The organism is Massilia sp. MP_M2 (assembly GCF_039123635.1).
GTDB lineage: Bacteria > Pseudomonadota > Gammaproteobacteria > Burkholderiales > Burkholderiaceae_D > Telluria.
Genome location: NZ_JBCHJF010000010.1, coordinates 144,914 through 159,630 on the forward strand (window position 1 = coordinate 144,914; position 14,717 = coordinate 159,630).

The window sequence follows — 14,717 nt, forward strand, 5'->3', positions numbered from 1 at the left end:
GCCAGCGGCCCGGGCAATCACCCTGCGCGGCCGCTCAGGCCAGCTGCAGGGCGACAGCCTGGCGCCGCCGGCTCACCGGCGCCAGCTGTACCGGCGCCGCCTGGCCCAGCTTGAAATTCCCGACCAGTACACTAAGGTTGGCCGTCTGCTCCTGCATCGAGGCCGCCGCCGCCGCCGCCTGTTCCACGAGCGCGGCATTCTGCTGCGTGACGGCGTCGATTTCTCCGATCGCGCTATTGACCTGCGCGATGCCCAGCCCCTGCCGATGACTGGCATTGGCAATCTCCGCCACGATCTCGGTCACGCGCCGCACACTGACCACGATCTCGTCCATCGTACCGCCGGCCGCTGCCACGAGGGCGATGCCGTTGTCGGCGTGGCGCACCGACTCGTCGATGAGCACCTTGATTTGGCCGGCTGCCGTATTGGCGCGCTGGGCAAGGCTACGCACCTCGGACGCCACCACGGCAAAACCGCGCCCCTGCTCGCCGGCGCGCGCCGCTTCCACCGCCGCATTGAGCGCCAGGATATTGGTCTGGAACGCGATCGACTCGATTGTGCCGGTGATGTCGACGATGCGGCGCGACGAGGTGTGGATCGCGCCCATCGTGTCGACCACGCGCGCCACCGCCTCGCCGCCCTTGACGGCGACCGCGGAGGCCGATGCAGACAGGGTGTTGGCCTGCAAGGCGCTGTCGGCGTTCTGCTTGACCGTCGCCGTCAGTTCTTCGATCGACGCCGCCGTTTCTTCCAGCGCGCCGGCCTGCTGTTCGGTACGGCGTGACAGATCCAGATTGCCGCTGGCGATTTCACCGGACGCCGTTTCGATCGCGTCGGCACTGCCGCGCACCTGGCTGACCACCCCATGCAGGTTGGCGCGCATGCGCTGCAGTGCCACCTTCAGGCGACCGGTTTCAGTCTTGTCGTCGGCGTTGCACTCGAGCGTTGCGCCCAGGTCGCCATCGGCGATGCGGCCTGCGAACGCCACCGCTTCTTCGAGCGGGCGCCGGATGGCGCGCGCCGACAGCTGGCCCACCACCACCATCAGCATCACGGCGATCAGGGCAGCGATCAGGAGCAGGCGTTCCGAGCGGGCAATCAGCGCGTTGCCGCCAACGCGTGTGGCTTCCGAACTGGCCTCGATGGTGTCGCTCAGCTCGCCCATACTCGTTTCCAGCTTGCGAAAATGCCCCACGAAGTCCGCCTGCGCCTCGCGCGCCGCGACGGGATTCGTGAACGCCAGGTCGATCATCCGCGCCACGCTTTTGAGGTAAGCGTCGACGTCGGCGCGCACGGGGGGAATGGCGCTTTGCAGCGCGGCGTCGGTACCCTCCTTGGCCAGCGTGTCGATCAACCCGGCCAGCGTCGCCGCGTGCTGCGCATGGTCACGCCGGACCTCGGCCTGCTTGGCTGCGTCATCCGGCCCGGCGATCAGCGCGGCCAGCACGTCGGCGCGCAAGGCGTCGTGCGCCATGTCGGCCTGGAGCTGGTGCTTCAGCGCGGTGCCGTTGACGGTGATCGCGTTGATCGCCGTATCGAGCGACAACATCGCGCCGTAGCCGATACTGGCGACGATGGCGGCCAGAAAGACCGCTGCCAGGTTCGATAGAAACAGCCGGTGCCGGATCGTCAGATTCATGGTGGATTCTCCCTACAGTTTGAACGATAGCCCGACCGTGAGCGCGGCATCGGGCGTGCGCCGGTTCAGGCCCAGCGCGAGCATGGTGTCGAGCTGGCAGCGCTCCGACAACAGCCAGGCCATGCCCGCGTCGAAGGTGGCCACGGTGCCGCCGTTGGCGCTGCGGGCGATCTGCGGCGCCGCCACTTCGACGAACGCGCGCCACGTCGGCGTCAATTCCTTGCCAAGCACGATGCCGAAGATGCCGTAGCCGTAGCGCTTGCCGTCCTCGGTGCGCTCGCGCCCGATGCCGGGCATTACGCCCAGCGCGAGGCCGCCCGGCAATTCCCATTCGGCCGCCATGCGCAGCGACGGGCGTACGCCCTGGCCGCGCCAGGCGCGCGAGCCGCTGGCCAGGTCGGCGTGCAGCAGCACACCGACTGACGGGCGGCCCGGCGACTCGTCCTGCACATGCCACTTCACGCCGAGCGCCGTGTCGGCGTAGCCGGCTGACGTGCCATCGCCGCTGACATGCTGGACCGTACGGCCGTCGGTCTCGAGCCGCAGTTCGAGAACGTCGCCCACGCCGTAGCGCAGCAGCGTCGGCATGCTGTAGGTGCGCGCGCGCGCACCATCGGACTTGTCCCGCTCGGTCAGCACGCTGGTCTCGATCTGGAACCGGCCGCGGCCGACCACATTGCTGGACTCGACGAAATCGGGACGGTCGGTGACGATGCCGTCGTCGTCGCCAGCGACGGCTGACAGCGGGGCCAGCAGCGCGAGGCTGGCCAGACAGGTAAAGGTAAGGCGTGGGGTTTGGATGGAAGGCATCTTGCGGTCTTTCAGGAAGGAGGTCTGAGCCTGGCGTGCAGGTCGAGTATTGCAAAAATTTGTGCGCGCAGAGCAGATGTCCAAATTTATTTCTGCTGTTCAATAGAACGTGTGTATTGACAACCACGATTTACTTGGGAAAGTGACAAAGAATCGTGTTCGCGGCACATCCGTGGTTTATCCTGACAGGTGGTGCGCACTGCATCGATCGCAGAAAAACGACAGCGCAAAAAAAGCCGCCCGGCGCAAACCGGGCGGCTTTGTCACGTCGAGACCACCGACGCTTTGGAACGAATTACTGATTGTGCAAGAAAGTCTTGAGCTTGTCCGAACGCGACGGCTGGCGCAGCTTGCTCATCGCCTTGGCTTCGATCTGGCGAATCCGCTCGCGCGTGACGTCGAACTGCTTGCCCACTTCTTCCAGCGTGTGGTCGTTCGACATCTCCACGCCGTAACGCATGCGCAGCACCTTTGCTTCGCGCGGCGTCAGCGAGTCCAGCACTTCCTTGATCACGTTGCGCATCGAGGCGTGCAGCGCAGCGTCGAGCGGCGCCAGCGTGGCGTTGTCTTCGATGAAGTCGCCCAGCTGCGAATCGCCGTCCTCGCCCATCGGCGTTTCCATCGAAATCGGCTCCTTCGCGATCTTCATGATCTCGCGAACCTTGTTCTCTGGCATTTCCATCTTCAGGGCCAGCGTCGGCAGATCGGGCTCGCTGCCGGTTTCCTGCATGATCTGACGCGAGATGCGGTTCATCTTGTTGATCGTCTCGATCATGTGCACCGGCACGCGGATCGTGCGGGCCATGTCGGCGATCGAACGCGTGATCGCCTGGCGGATCCACCATGTCGCATAGGTCGAGAATTTGTAACCACGACGGTATTCGAACTTGTCGACCGCTTTCAGCAGGCCGATATTGCCTTCCTGGATCAGATCCAGGAACTGCAGGCCGCGATTGATGTATTTCTTGGCAATCGAGATCACCAGGCGCAGGTTGGCCACGGTCATTTCGCGCTTGGCCTGGCGTGCGCGCTTCTCGCCCGCCGCCATCTGCTTGTTGATCTTGCGCAGGTCGGCCAGTGGCAGCGCCACGCGCGCCTGCAGGTCGATCATGCGCTGTTGCAGTTCCTTGATCGCCGGCAGGTTACGGCTCAGCACCGCGCTGTACGGATAGGCGCAGTCGACTTCGCGGTCGCCCCATTGCAGATCGGTTTCGTTGCCCGGGAAGACCTTGATGAAGTGGGCGCGCGGCATGCCGCAGCGGTTCACGCAGATATCCAGCACGGCGCGCTCGATCGAACGCACTTCGTCCATCTGGCCGCGCAGCGTGTCGCACAGCTTTTCGACGACCTTGGCAGTAAAGCGGATGCCCAGCAGCTCGTACGAGATGACGGCTTGCGCATCTTCGTAGGCGGGCGAACCATAGCCATTGTTCTTGAAGGCGTGGCCCATCAGGTCGAACTGCTGCTCGATCAGCGCGAATTTTTCGAGCGCGCTTTTCTTCAGTTGCGCAAGCTGCTCAGGCGAGTAGCCGGCAGCGGCGCCGCTGTTGACGTCGCCCTCTTCTTCTTCAACTTCTTCCTCTTCTTCTTCGTCGTCCTCTTCGCTGATCGCAGCGGCGTGGGCGACCGACGCGGCTGGCGCCGGGGTGTCGTTCATGTCGACGAAGCCATCGACCACGTCGTCGATCTTCAGCTCATCGTTGGCGATCTTGTGCGACAGCGCGATGATTTCCGAAATCGTCGTTGGGCAGGCCGAGATCGCCTGGACCATGTCCTTCAGGCCCTGCTCGATACGCTTGGCGATTTCGATCTCGCCTTCGCGCGTGAGCAGCGACACGGCGCCCATTTCACGCATGTACATGCGCACCGGATCGGTCGTGCGGCCGAAGTCGGAGTCGGCGGTCGACAGCGCGGTCGCGGCCGCCGCTTCCACTTCGTCTTCGCTCGTCGGCGTCACGGCCTGGTCCGACAACAGCATCATTTCGGCTTCAGGCGCGCGTTCGTAGACGGCGATGCCCATGTCGTTGAAGGTCGCGATGATGCCTTCGATCGCTTCCGGATCGATGATGTTTTCAGGCAAATGGTCGTTGATCTCGGCGTGGGTCAGGAAGCCCCGCTCCTTGCCCATATTGATCAGGTTCTTCAGCTGCTGGCGGCGACGCTCGAGTTCGGTCTCGGAGAAGCCTTCTTCCTTGAGCAGCGCAATGCCCTTGGCCTTGCGCTCACGCACTTTCGATGCAGCCTTCATTTCGGCGCGCTCGACGGCGTTCAGCGCCGCGACTTCGTCGTTTTCCGGCACGAATTCGCTCGGCTTGCGGCCACGGCGGCCAGGCACCTTCACCTGCGGCAGCAGGTAGCCCGACGTGTCGATCGCAGCCAGCGCGGCGGCGTCGGTGGTCTTGCTGACGGTGCCGACGGCATTGGTCTGGGCGACGGGGACGGATGCCGGGCTGGCATCAACGCGGCGCGCGGTGCGGGTGCGCACGACTTTCGGCGCTTCCTCGGCCACCGGGGCAGGGTCGGCAACGGCGGCGGCCACCGCCTCGGCCGGTGCAGGCTCGGCAGCAACGTCGCTTTCCGACTCGGCGTTTTTCAGTGCCGCCAGACGGCCGCGCTTGCGCACGATGACAGGTGGCGCGGCCGGCTTGGCCTGCGTTGGCATGTAGTCGTCGGCAGGATCGTGCGCGGCGATGGCATCGGCGGCAGCGTCGGCAGCGTCGGCAGCGTCGGCGTCGACGCTAGCCGGCTCGCTGAACTCGGCAGGAGCCGCAGCTTGCACCGGGGCTGCGGCCAGTGGAGCTTCAACGACCACCGGGGCCTGGGCTGCGGCTGGCGCGGCAACTGGCTCGCTGACCACAGGCTCGGCGGCGGGGCCACCGGCGGCCAGGATCGCGTCGGCCTGGGCTTTGAGCGTCGCCAGGCGCGAACGGGTCTTGACCACCGTGACCTTGGCCGCCGCGTCCGTTTCGAGGAAGTAGGAAGTGGCGGTTTTAGGCACTGCCAGCGGGGCCGATGCCTTGGCAGGGGCTTTTTTCGCTGTCAGTGTCAATGTCTTGGCGGTGTTTTTCATAGCTTAAAACTCTCCAGTCGAGGCGAGTGGCGCGCCTGCGAAGTCAATAATCCAGCGGGCCCCGCGTACGGGACCTGGGAATGGGGAACGGAAGTGGCCCTACCTTAGGGCGTACATGCCAGACTTCAAGCTCGACCTGCCCTTCGGTGCGCGCGCCGGCGTAATATCGGGGCTGCGGGCAGATGGCGTTGGTCGCTGTTCAAAATCGTGCTGTGCATGTCGGAACGAAAAAAAGCCCGCTAATACGGGCTTGCATCTATTTTTCTAGAAGAATAGGAGATGGGGCCATTACGCCCCAATGCAAGTTTTGGTGATGATCGCTCGATCCGGTGAAGGATCTGCACGCATCACCGAGTGCATTGCCCCGGCATGACGACCTTCTTGCTGGTCTGCGCCGGCGCAAGCCGGACTCAAGGCAAGAGGCGGATCATACACGATTTCGCGTTTCAATGCTTCATCGCAGTGCGTCTTTCTCAACATTTATTAGTGGAACTAGTACAATGCGGCTTTTAGCGCCGTGCTATCCTTCGCAATCCTGTTCTTACCATGAAGTCAATGAATACCAATACCCCTGCAGAGTCCGTCGACACCACCGCCGCGCCAGCCACCCCGGATGCAGAGCAGCCATCGCAGTCGCCAGCCGAGCCGGCAGCGCCAGCAGCCCCGGCTGCGGCCCCGGCCCCGGCATCAGGCCAGTCGGCGCGCTCGCTGCTCAAGCAACTCCAGCAGGAGTATCCCGCCTTCCGTGACTGCCTGCCACTGTCGATCGGTATCGACAAGCAGCTGCAGGCACGCATGCCAGGCCTGGACAAGAAAACGATGCGCGCTGCCCTGGGCATCCACACCGGCTCGATGCGCTACCTGCGCGCGATGGAAAAAGCCACGGTCCGCCATGACCTCGACGGCACCGCCGGCGCCGAAGTGCCTGAAGCGCATCGCCTGCACGCCAAAGAGCAATTGCAGCAGCGCTTCAAGAAAGAAGCCGACCGCAAGAAGGCCGAGCGCGACGCCGCCCTCGAGGATGAAAACAACCGCAAGCGCCAGGAAAAGCTGCAGGCGCTGGCGTCCAAGTTCTCCAAGACTTGAATTCGGGCGACGCCTCCAAGGGCGTGGCGGCGCACGCGCTGCCACCCGACTTGCCACCCGAGCTGCCCGCCTACATCGGCATCGACCCGGCCCATGTGCGGCTGGTGCGCTGCGAAGCCGACGCGCAGCAAGCGCTCGCGGCGCTGCTCGCGGCCGACGTCATCGGCTTCGACACCGAATCCAAGCCCACGTTCGCCAAGGGCGAAGTCTCGACCGGGCCGCATCTGGTGCAACTGGCCACCGATGAGGTCGCCTTCCTGTTCCAGACCGCCACGCCGGCTGGCAACGCCCTCGCCTTCACCGTGCTGGAACCGGTACTCGCGTCCAGCAGCATCCTGAAGGTGGGTTTTGGCCTGGGTGACGACGTACGGCGACTCAAGTCCAAGTTCGGTATCGAGCTGCGCCACGTGCTCGATCTGTCCACGGCGCTGCGCCGACGCGGCGAAAAGAATCCCCTTGGCGCGAAGAGCGCCGTGGAGCGCTTCTTTGGCCAGCGCCTGCAAAAATCCAAGCGCATCACGACCACCAACTGGTCGCTGCCGCACTTGTCCGACAAGCAGTTGCAATACGCGGCGGACGATGCGCATGCGGCACTCCGGATCTATCGGCGCTGGAAAATGGAACCGCCGGCAGTCTGAATCCCGCGCGGCGTTCAATATTCGCGCTATCATCGTCAGCGTCCATGCTGCCGGTGAATCCATGCCATCTCGACGCTTCCGTTGGCCCGCTGCTGCGCTTTTCTGTGCCGTAACGTCCGTGGCCAACGCCGCGCCACAGCCCGTCCCCGACACCCTCACCCAGCGCCTGCTCGCCTGCGCCACCTGCCACGCGCGCGTCGATGCGCGCGGCAATCCCGTCAACGACAGCTTCTATCCGCGCATCGGCGGCAAGCCGGCCGGCTATCTGTACCACCAGCTGCGCAACTTCCAGGACGGCCGGCGCCACTACCCGGTGATGACCTATCTGGTCGGGCACCTGCCCGACGCGTATCTGCGCGAGATTGCCGCGCACTTTGCGGCGCAGGCGCCGACCGCGCTGCCACCCACGCCGATGAACCTGTCCCCCGCACAGCGCGAACGCGGCCACCAGCTCGTGCACGAGGGCGACCGGGCTCGCAGCATCCCGGCCTGCATCGCCTGCCACGGCGCGCGCCTGACCGGCGTGCAGCCGGCCATACCGGGCCTGCTTGGATTGCCGCGCGATTACATCAACGCGCAGTTCGGCGCGTGGCGCAACGGCGTGCGGCGCGCCCACGCGCCTGATTGCATGGGTCAGGTGGCCGCACGCCTGTCGCCCGATGATGTCGCCGCCGTCTCGGGCTGGCTGGCGGCGCAGCCAATGCGGTCCGATGCGCGGCCGGCCGAGCGCAGCGCCGGTCCGCTACCGATCCCCTGTGGCAGCGCGCCATGATGAAGACGACGCGCATGGTCCTGCTGGCGGCGGTGGCAACCGTCATCCTCGCGATCGCCCTGGCCTGGCCGCGCGCCGCGTTGGTCCCGGCCAGCTCTCCCGCCGCCTGGGCGTCCACACCCGCCAATATCGCACGCGGCGCCTATCTGGCGCGCGCCGGCGACTGCATTGCCTGCCACACGACGCGTGGCGGCGTGGCGTATGCCGGCGGGCGCGCGCTTGATACGCCGTTCGGGCGCTTTTACGGTCCGAACCTCACGCCCGATCGCGACACAGGCATCGGCGCCTGGAGCGCGGACGACTTCTGGAACGCGCTGCACAATGGCATCGCGCCAAATGGCCGCCTGCTGTATCCGGCCTTCCCCTACACGAACTACACGAAGGTCACGCGTCCCGATGCGGATGCGCTGTATGCGTACTTTCGCAGCCTGCCCCCGCAGCGCCAGGCGAACCGCCCGCATGCGGTCCGCTTCCCGTACGACCAGCAGGCATTGCTGGCCGGCTGGCGCCTGCTGTACTTCCGGCCCGCTGTCCATGCCCCGCAACCGGCGCGCAGCGCCAGCTGGAACCGGGGCGCCTACCTGGTCGAAGGACTGGGTCATTGCAGCGCCTGCCACAGCGCGCGCAACGGCCTGGGTGCAACCGATGGGACGCTGGGCGGCGGCATGATCCCGACCCTTGGCTGGTATGCGCCGTCGCTGACCGCCAACCGCGAGGCGGGCCTTGGGGACTGGAGCGACGCGCATATCGTGGCGCTGCTGGGCACCGGCATCTCGCCACGCGGCGCGGCGACTGGCCCGATGGCCGAAGTGGTGGCGCGCAGCCTGCAGTACCTGACGCCGGACGATCTGGGCGCGATGGCGGGCTATCTGAAGACGCTTGCCGCCACGCCCGCGAGTGCGCAGCCGGCACCGGCGCCGGCGTCGATGACGGCCGCTGAACAGGTGCTGGCTGAAGGCGGCCGGATCTACGCGGCGCAGTGCGCGGCGTGTCATGGCGACGATGGCAAGGGAAGAACGCCGGCCTACCCGCCGCTGGCAGGTAACCGCGCCGTATTGATGACGCCGGCCGTGAACGCCATCCGGCTGACGGTCAACGGCGGCTTCCCGCCCGGCACGCGCGGCAATCCACGGCCATACGGGATGCCGCCGTTCGGGCATGAACTGAATGACGCGCAGGTCGCGGCCGTGCTGACCTGGATCCGGGCCAGCTGGGGCAATACCGGCGCGCCGGTCACGGCGACCGAGGTGAACCGCTATCGGGCGGTGTCGCTCGACTGAGTCGCCAAGGACTCACACCATATCGGCAAACGCCACCCGATCGGTGGTGGCATTGCGCGCATCCTCGACGCGCACTTTGTGCGAGGCCAGCAAGCCTTCGAGCGACGCATTCATCGTGTGGCAACCGGCATCGATGCCACGATTCATGTGCGCGCGGATGCTGCCCAGGTCCCCTGATTCGAGCATGCGCACGACCGCCGGACTCGGCGTCAGGCATTCGGTGGCGAGGTGATAGCGGTTACCCTCGACCGATGGCAGCAACGCCTGGCACAGCACGCCGCGCAGCGCGTGGGCAAGCGCTTGCGCCTGGGCGTCGGTATTGCCCAGCAGGCGCAGCATCTTTTGCAGGCCCAGCTCGGTCGAGCGCGCATGCAGCGACGCCAGCACCAGCGGGCCGGATTCGGCCAGCGCCAGCGCTTCCTGGGCCGTCTGGGCGTCGCGGATCTCGCCGATGACGATCACGTCCGGCCGCTCGCGCAGCGCGTCGAGGGCGCCCAGGTAGTAGCTGTCGACGTCGCCATCCTCGCCCACTTCGCGCTGCGTGATGATGCAGCGGCGCTGCGGAATCAGGGTTTCGACCGGGTCTTCGATGGTGATGATGTGGCCCGAGCGGTGACGGTTGATCTCGTCGAGGATCGACGCGATCGTCGTCGACTTGCCCTGGCAGGTGTCACCGATGATCAGGACCAGGCCGCTGGTCAGGCGGGCGAACTCGCGCTCGTCGTCCCACAGACCCAGGTCAGCCAGCGGGATCGGCTCTTTCGGGAAGCGGCGGATCACGCAGCCGATCCGCTTGCCGCCCTGGAAGCGAAAGCAGTTGGCGCGGATGCGCGCCGTGTGCAGGTCGATGGAACGGTCGAACGCGCGCGAGGCGATCCTTTGCTGCCAGTTCGGCTCGATCACGTCGAAGAATTCTTCCAGCTCTTCTTTCGTGATCGGCGAATCGGTCACCGCCACCAGGCCCTTCGGCTGGCGCAGCATCAGCGGACTGTTCTGGTGGATGATGATGTCCGAAAACACCAGCTTCGAGTTCAGCAGATGCAGGATCTGCTGGACCAGCGTTTCGAACACCGGGTGGTCTTCGTTCTCGATATACGACAGGGTGGGAATCTGCGAGGACTGGTGATGTTCCATCTGGCCGATGCTGGTAAAAGATCAAGTGTCGACCATTATAGAACCGGAATATTGCAGGAAAGAAAAAAATCTTCAGCGTGACATGCTTGCAACAATGCGCTCGCCGAACACCGTGATCGTCACCCCGGCCACCACCACCAGCGCGCCGAAGATACGCACACCGGACACCTTGCGCGTCGCCATATTGATCAGGCCAAAGTGATCGATTGCCATCGAGCTAAGCAGCTGACCGGCAATCACCAGCACGATCAGGCTGAGAAGCCCGATGCGCGGTGCCAGAAACACGGTCCCGAACACGAACGCCGCGCCCAGAAAACCGCCCAGGAACTTCCATGCAGGCTGCGACGGCAAGGCCGCCAGCGTCGCGCCCAGGCCACCGACGCCGCTCTTGGCCAGCGCGACTGCCAGCAACACCGCCGTGCCGCAGCTGAACGACACCAGCGCCGCCATCACCGAATTGGCACCGATCGAATGGGCCAACTGGCTATTGACTGCCGCCTGCACCGACATGGCCATGCCGACACAGAATGCCATCGCCAATAAAATCACGTTCATCGCACTACTCCGTTGCAAAAAGCGCACTAGTTTAGTGCATCTGGCGCTTGTGCGTCAGGTTGTTCGGATCATGCGGCTCAATCCGCACAGTTGCATTTCACACCACGCCGCGCGCAGTCTGTCGCAAACGGCTCGGCGCCACAGGCCCGCCCTGCCAGGATGTGCAGCATTCCCACCGACTTTCAAGGAGCCCCGCCATGTCGCATAACCCCTATTTCCACCCTGCCCTGCGCGCCCTGATGCTCGGCGCCGTCCTCGCCTGCACCGTGGCGCCCCCGGCGGCCATGGCCTGGCCATTTGGCGGCGAACAAGTCGAAGGCAACGGCAGCGTCACGCGCCAGGTGCGCCAGGTCGGCTCGTTCAATGGCATCGCGCTGGGCCTGCCAGGCCGACTGGAACTGCGTAGTGGCAGCGTCGACAGTGTCACGGTCGAAACCGATGACAACCTGCAAGCTCTGGTCGAGACGCGCGTCGAAGACGGCATGCTGCGCATCCGCCCCGCCAAGCGCATGCTGAACCTGCGCACCCGCAATCTGAAGATCGTCGTGACGGCGCGCCAGATCGAGCGCCTGTCACTGGGCGGCTCGGGCACCATCGATGCGGATGTCCTGCGCGCCAAGCGCCTGGACGTGGACGTCGGCGGGTCAGGCAAGATCCAGATCGGGCGACTGGAGGCCGAGACGGTTGCAGCCAGCGTGGCCGGCAGCGGCGACCTGCGCGCCGATGGCGGCGCGGTACGCGAACTGTCAGTGTCGATCGGTGGTTCGGGCAATGTCGACCTGGGCAAGATCGCCGCCGATAACGCGCGCGTCAGCGTGGCCGGCTCCGGCGATGTCACGGTGTGGGCAAAGAACGACCTGCGCGCGAGCATCGCCGGGTCGGGCGACGTCGGCTATTACGGTGACCCGAAGGTCAGCCGCAGCGTGGCAGGTTCGGGAGAAGTGCGGCGCATCGGGAATGCGCCGCGCTGATGGTGTGAAATCGCCGGCTGCGCTCAGTGCGCCGAGTGGCCGGCATGCGCACCGTGCGCATCCTGCGCTGCTGGCTTGCCGCTGTGCGTCAGCGGCATGACCGGCAGCGTCACTTTCACTTCCTGGCGCTTGGCGCCGGCGTCCTGCACCACCAGGGTCAGCTCGACGTTCTCGCCTTCTTTCAGCTGGCGCTTCAGGTCCAGCAGCATCACGTGGTAGCCGCCCGAGGCCAGCACGACCGGTTTGCCGGCCGGCAGGTCGATGCCCTTCACCTGGCGCATGCGCATTACCTGGCCTTCCATGGCCATCTCGTGGATCTCGGCGCGACCGGCCGCCGGTGTGCGCACTTCGAGCAGGCGCGCGGGCGTGGCCGATTGCAGCTGCATGAAGGCGCCCGTGCTTTTCTGGGCCGGCACGGTGGCGCGCACCCAGGGCTCGGTGACGGTGACCTGGGCCAGCGCGGAGACGGAAAACAGGCCCGCGGCAAGCGCGGCGATCAGGTGACGGGTCATAGTAATCCTTGGCAAATGAAAGTCAGTGAAAAATACAATCTTACACCGCGCCGCGCAACGCTTCACGCTCGACCAGCACGGTGTCGGTGCCGTCGGTCAGCCACACCTGGCCATCCTGGATCGTGCACTGCAGCGCCATCGAGCGTGACGCCATCTTCTCGAGCTGGGCACTGATGTCGGACGGGATGTTGATCACGCTGACGTTTTTCGCGCGCTCGATCTTGTTGGCGATGCCCTTGAACCAGATGCTGCTCGTCGCGCTGTAGCTGTAGACGATCACTTTCTCGGCGCGGCCAGCCGCTTTCAGCAGGCGCTTTTCATCAGGATGGCCCACTTCGATCCACAGGTCGATGGCGCCGGTCAGGTCCTTGAGCCACAGCGCCGGCTCGTCGACGTCGAACAGGTCTTTGGTGAACGCCAGCGCCGGATCGGCGTGCAGCGCGTAGGCCAGCACGCGGATCATCACGCGCTCGTCGGTCTCGGACGGATGCCGGGCAATCGTCAGGCTGTGTTCGTGGTAATAGTTGCGGTCCATGTCTGCAATCGACAGGTCGGCCTTGTAGATGGTCGCTTTGATAGCCATTGGTGCGGTGCTTTGAACGGATTGATCGGTGGTCGGACTCTTGAGCCCGCTATTGTCGCATGCGCGGCGCGCGCCGGGCGGCGGCGCGGGTTAGACTTCCGGCACAGATCATCCAACCCTGACCAGGAGACCCGCATGACCGATACCTTTCCACCGAACCAGCAATTCCTGCTCGCAGCCCGCCCGGTCGGACTGCCGCAGCCCCACGACTGGCAATTGCACGAACAGGCGGTGGCGGCACCTGGCGAGGGCGAGATCGTGGTCAAGGTTCTGTACCTGTCGCTCGACCCGGCCATGCGTGGCTGGATGAACGAAGGAAAATCGTATATCCGGCCGGTCGCCATCGGCGAAGTCATGCGCGCCGGTGGGCTGGGCGTCGTGGTGGCATCGCGCTCGCCCCGTTTCGCGGTGGGCGACCATGTCGCCGGCGGCACCGGCGTGCAGCGCTACTGGTGCGGCCCCGCCGACGACAAGGGCGCCAGCTTCAACAAGATCGATCCGCGCATCGGTAACCTTACCGCGTGGCTGAACCTGCTGGGCATGCCGGGCATGACGGCCTACTTCGGCCTGCGCGAGGTGGGTCAGGCCAAGGCCGGCGACACGGTCGTGGTCTCGGGCGCGGCCGGCGCCGTCGGCATGACCGTGGGCCAGGTCGCCAAGCGCATGGGGTGCCGCGTGGTGGGTATTGCGGGCGGCCCCGAGAAATGCCGCTTCGTCGTCGAGCAACTGGGTTTTGATGGCTGCATCGACTACAAGGCGGGCGGCCTGCACGCGGCGCTCAAGCAGCATTGTCCGCAAGGCGTCGACGTCTATTTCGACAATGTCGGCGGCGAGATCCTCGACGCGGTCCTCACGCGCATCAACCTGAAGGCCCGGATCGTGATCTGCGGGGCGATCTCGCAATACAACGTCACGGCGCCGGTCAAGGGGCCGGCGAACTACCTGGCGCTGCTGGTGAACCGCGCGCGGATGGAGGGCATGGTGGTATTCGACTACGCGGCGCGCTATCCGGAAGCCGTGGCCGAACTGGGCGCATGGCTGGCGGCCGGCGAGATCGCCAGCCACGAGCACGTGGTCGACGGTTTCGAGCAATTCCCGCAGACGCTCTTGATGCTGTTCGAAGGCCGCAATCTGGGCAAGCTGGTATTGAAGGTGGCCGACGCCTAGTCGCAGCAACACTGTCTCCCATCCCGCCCTGGCGTGAAAACGGCGGAACTTACGCTCACCACGTTTCTCTAAACACGAGAGCGTAACCTGTGTGCGCTCGTGGCATTCGGGCACGACTTCTTCCACTGACAGCCCAAGGGTACAAGGAGATCGACATGGCGAGCAAAGAGAACGGCAGCAAAGGTACGGGTACCAGCAGTGCCCAGAAGAGCGGGCCACCGGCCAAGCGTGGTTTCGCGGCGATGGACCAGAACCAGCAACGTGAGATCGCCAGCAAGGGCGGCCAGGCAGCACATCAAAAAGGCACGGCGCACGAATTCGATTCCGAAGAAGCGCGCCGCGCCGGTCAGAAAGGCGGCGAAGCCGTCAGCTGCAATCGCGCGCACATGGCCGATATCGGCCGCAAGGGGGGCGAAAGCCGGCAGTCGGCGCAGCGCGCGGCAGCTGCGGCAATGGCCGACAAAGGCAATCGCCAGAGCAGCAAGGACACTTAGCCCTGT

Annotated in this window: 14 protein-coding genes; 7 read left to right on the plus strand and 7 right to left on the minus strand. The window is 65.4% G+C overall.

Annotated elements, in window-relative coordinates:
• Positions 1 to 34: 34 nt before the first annotated feature.
• From RCH14_RS19755 to rpoD, 3 genes are all read right to left on the minus strand, one after another.
• Entirely contained in the window at positions 35 to 1,639 is a 1,605-nt protein-coding gene (locus RCH14_RS19755; protein WP_343027799.1) for a methyl-accepting chemotaxis protein, read from the minus strand.
• Between the two features lie 12 nt (positions 1,640 to 1,651).
• Complete coding sequence (locus RCH14_RS19760) at positions 1,652 to 2,449, minus strand: transporter (RefSeq protein ID WP_343027800.1); 798 nt, start codon at positions 2,447 to 2,449, stop codon at positions 1,652 to 1,654.
• A 295-nt stretch (positions 2,450 to 2,744) separates the two neighbouring features.
• Positions 2,745 to 5,519, minus strand: a complete 2,775-nt coding sequence (gene rpoD / locus RCH14_RS19765) for an RNA polymerase sigma factor RpoD (protein ID WP_343027801.1) — start codon at positions 5,517 to 5,519, stop codon at positions 2,745 to 2,747.
• A gap of 555 nt (positions 5,520 to 6,074) precedes the next feature.
• Between rpoD and RCH14_RS19770 the strand changes: the two genes are divergently transcribed.
• From RCH14_RS19770 to RCH14_RS19785, 4 genes are all read left to right on the plus strand, one after another.
• On the plus strand, positions 6,075 to 6,605 hold the full coding sequence (locus RCH14_RS19770; protein WP_343027802.1) for a ProQ/FinO family protein: 531 nt from the start codon (positions 6,075 to 6,077) through the stop codon (positions 6,603 to 6,605).
• The gene (locus RCH14_RS19775; protein WP_343027803.1) at positions 6,602 to 7,243 is read left to right on the plus strand and encodes a 3'-5' exonuclease; all 642 of its coding nucleotides are present in this window, start codon (positions 6,602 to 6,604) and stop codon (positions 7,241 to 7,243) included. The genes RCH14_RS19770 and RCH14_RS19775 overlap by 4 nt, the downstream gene beginning before the upstream one ends.
• A gap of 61 nt (positions 7,244 to 7,304) precedes the next feature.
• The gene (locus RCH14_RS19780; RefSeq protein ID WP_407070100.1) at positions 7,305 to 8,015 is read left to right on the plus strand and encodes a c-type cytochrome; all 711 of its coding nucleotides are present in this window, start codon (positions 7,305 to 7,307) and stop codon (positions 8,013 to 8,015) included.
• Positions 8,015 to 9,295 (plus strand): cytochrome c, encoded by a 1,281-nt coding sequence (locus RCH14_RS19785; RefSeq protein ID WP_343027876.1) that lies wholly within the window; start codon positions 8,015 to 8,017, stop codon positions 9,293 to 9,295. Before RCH14_RS19780 ends, RCH14_RS19785 begins: the two co-directional genes overlap by 1 nt.
• A 12-nt stretch (positions 9,296 to 9,307) precedes the next feature.
• On the opposite strand, the gene RCH14_RS19790 is transcribed toward RCH14_RS19785, so the two are convergent.
• Positions 9,308 to 10,429, minus strand: a complete 1,122-nt coding sequence (locus RCH14_RS19790) for an ATPase, T2SS/T4P/T4SS family (RefSeq protein ID WP_343027805.1) — start codon at positions 10,427 to 10,429, stop codon at positions 9,308 to 9,310.
• A 72-nt stretch (positions 10,430 to 10,501) separates the two neighbouring features.
• The gene (locus tag RCH14_RS19795) at positions 10,502 to 10,984 is read right to left on the minus strand and encodes a DMT family transporter (RefSeq protein WP_343027806.1); all 483 of its coding nucleotides are present in this window, start codon (positions 10,982 to 10,984) and stop codon (positions 10,502 to 10,504) included.
• Positions 10,985 to 11,181: 197 nt separating this feature from the next.
• Here RCH14_RS19795 and RCH14_RS19800 point away from each other — a divergent pair, with 197 nt between their 5' ends.
• On the plus strand, positions 11,182 to 11,955 hold the full coding sequence (locus RCH14_RS19800; RefSeq protein WP_343027807.1) for a head GIN domain-containing protein: 774 nt from the start codon (positions 11,182 to 11,184) through the stop codon (positions 11,953 to 11,955).
• Positions 11,956 to 11,978: 23 nt separating this feature from the next.
• Here the strand turns inward: RCH14_RS19800 and RCH14_RS19805 are convergent, their stop codons facing one another.
• On the minus strand, positions 11,979 to 12,467 hold the full coding sequence (locus tag RCH14_RS19805; RefSeq protein WP_343027808.1) for a copper chaperone PCu(A)C: 489 nt from the start codon (positions 12,465 to 12,467) through the stop codon (positions 11,979 to 11,981).
• A gap of 40 nt (positions 12,468 to 12,507) precedes the next feature.
• Positions 12,508 to 13,050 (minus strand): YaeQ family protein, encoded by a 543-nt coding sequence (locus RCH14_RS19810; protein WP_343027809.1) that lies wholly within the window; start codon positions 13,048 to 13,050, stop codon positions 12,508 to 12,510.
• A 135-nt stretch (positions 13,051 to 13,185) separates the two neighbouring features.
• Between RCH14_RS19810 and RCH14_RS19815 the strand changes: the two genes are divergently transcribed.
• Entirely contained in the window at positions 13,186 to 14,217 is a 1,032-nt protein-coding gene (locus RCH14_RS19815; protein ID WP_343027810.1) for an NADP-dependent oxidoreductase, read from the plus strand.
• A 155-nt stretch (positions 14,218 to 14,372) separates the two neighbouring features.
• A complete protein-coding gene (locus RCH14_RS19820) occupies positions 14,373 to 14,711 on the plus strand; it encodes a KGG domain-containing protein (protein ID WP_343027811.1) in 339 nt (112 codons plus the stop codon).
• Positions 14,712 to 14,717: the final 6 nt, after the last annotated feature.

Coding starts and splice junctions, on each gene's coding strand:
- RCH14_RS19795 (WP_343027806.1), bottom strand. CDS start 10,984: ATGAACGTGATTTTATTGGCGATGGCATTCTGTGTCGGCATGGCCATG.
- rpoD (WP_343027801.1), bottom strand. CDS start 5,519: ATGAAAAACACCGCCAAGACATTGACACTGACAGCGAAAAAAGCCCCT.
- RCH14_RS19790 (WP_343027805.1), bottom strand. CDS start 10,429: ATGGAACATCACCAGTCCTCGCAGATTCCCACCCTGTCGTATATCGAG.
- RCH14_RS19770 (WP_343027802.1), top strand. CDS start 6,075: ATGAATACCAATACCCCTGCAGAGTCCGTCGACACCACCGCCGCGCCA.
- RCH14_RS19760 (WP_343027800.1), bottom strand. CDS start 2,449: ATGCCTTCCATCCAAACCCCACGCCTTACCTTTACCTGTCTGGCCAGC.
- RCH14_RS19785 (WP_343027876.1), top strand. CDS start 8,015: ATGAAGACGACGCGCATGGTCCTGCTGGCGGCGGTGGCAACCGTCATC.
- RCH14_RS19800 (WP_343027807.1), top strand. CDS start 11,182: ATGTCGCATAACCCCTATTTCCACCCTGCCCTGCGCGCCCTGATGCTC.
- RCH14_RS19755 (WP_343027799.1), bottom strand. CDS start 1,639: ATGAATCTGACGATCCGGCACCGGCTGTTTCTATCGAACCTGGCAGCG.
- RCH14_RS19810 (WP_343027809.1), bottom strand. CDS start 13,050: ATGGCTATCAAAGCGACCATCTACAAGGCCGACCTGTCGATTGCAGAC.
- RCH14_RS19805 (WP_343027808.1), bottom strand. CDS start 12,467: ATGACCCGTCACCTGATCGCCGCGCTTGCCGCGGGCCTGTTTTCCGTC.
- RCH14_RS19780 (WP_407070100.1), top strand. CDS start 7,305: ATGCCATCTCGACGCTTCCGTTGGCCCGCTGCTGCGCTTTTCTGTGCC.
- RCH14_RS19820 (WP_343027811.1), top strand. CDS start 14,373: ATGGCGAGCAAAGAGAACGGCAGCAAAGGTACGGGTACCAGCAGTGCC.
- RCH14_RS19815 (WP_343027810.1), top strand. CDS start 13,186: ATGACCGATACCTTTCCACCGAACCAGCAATTCCTGCTCGCAGCCCGC.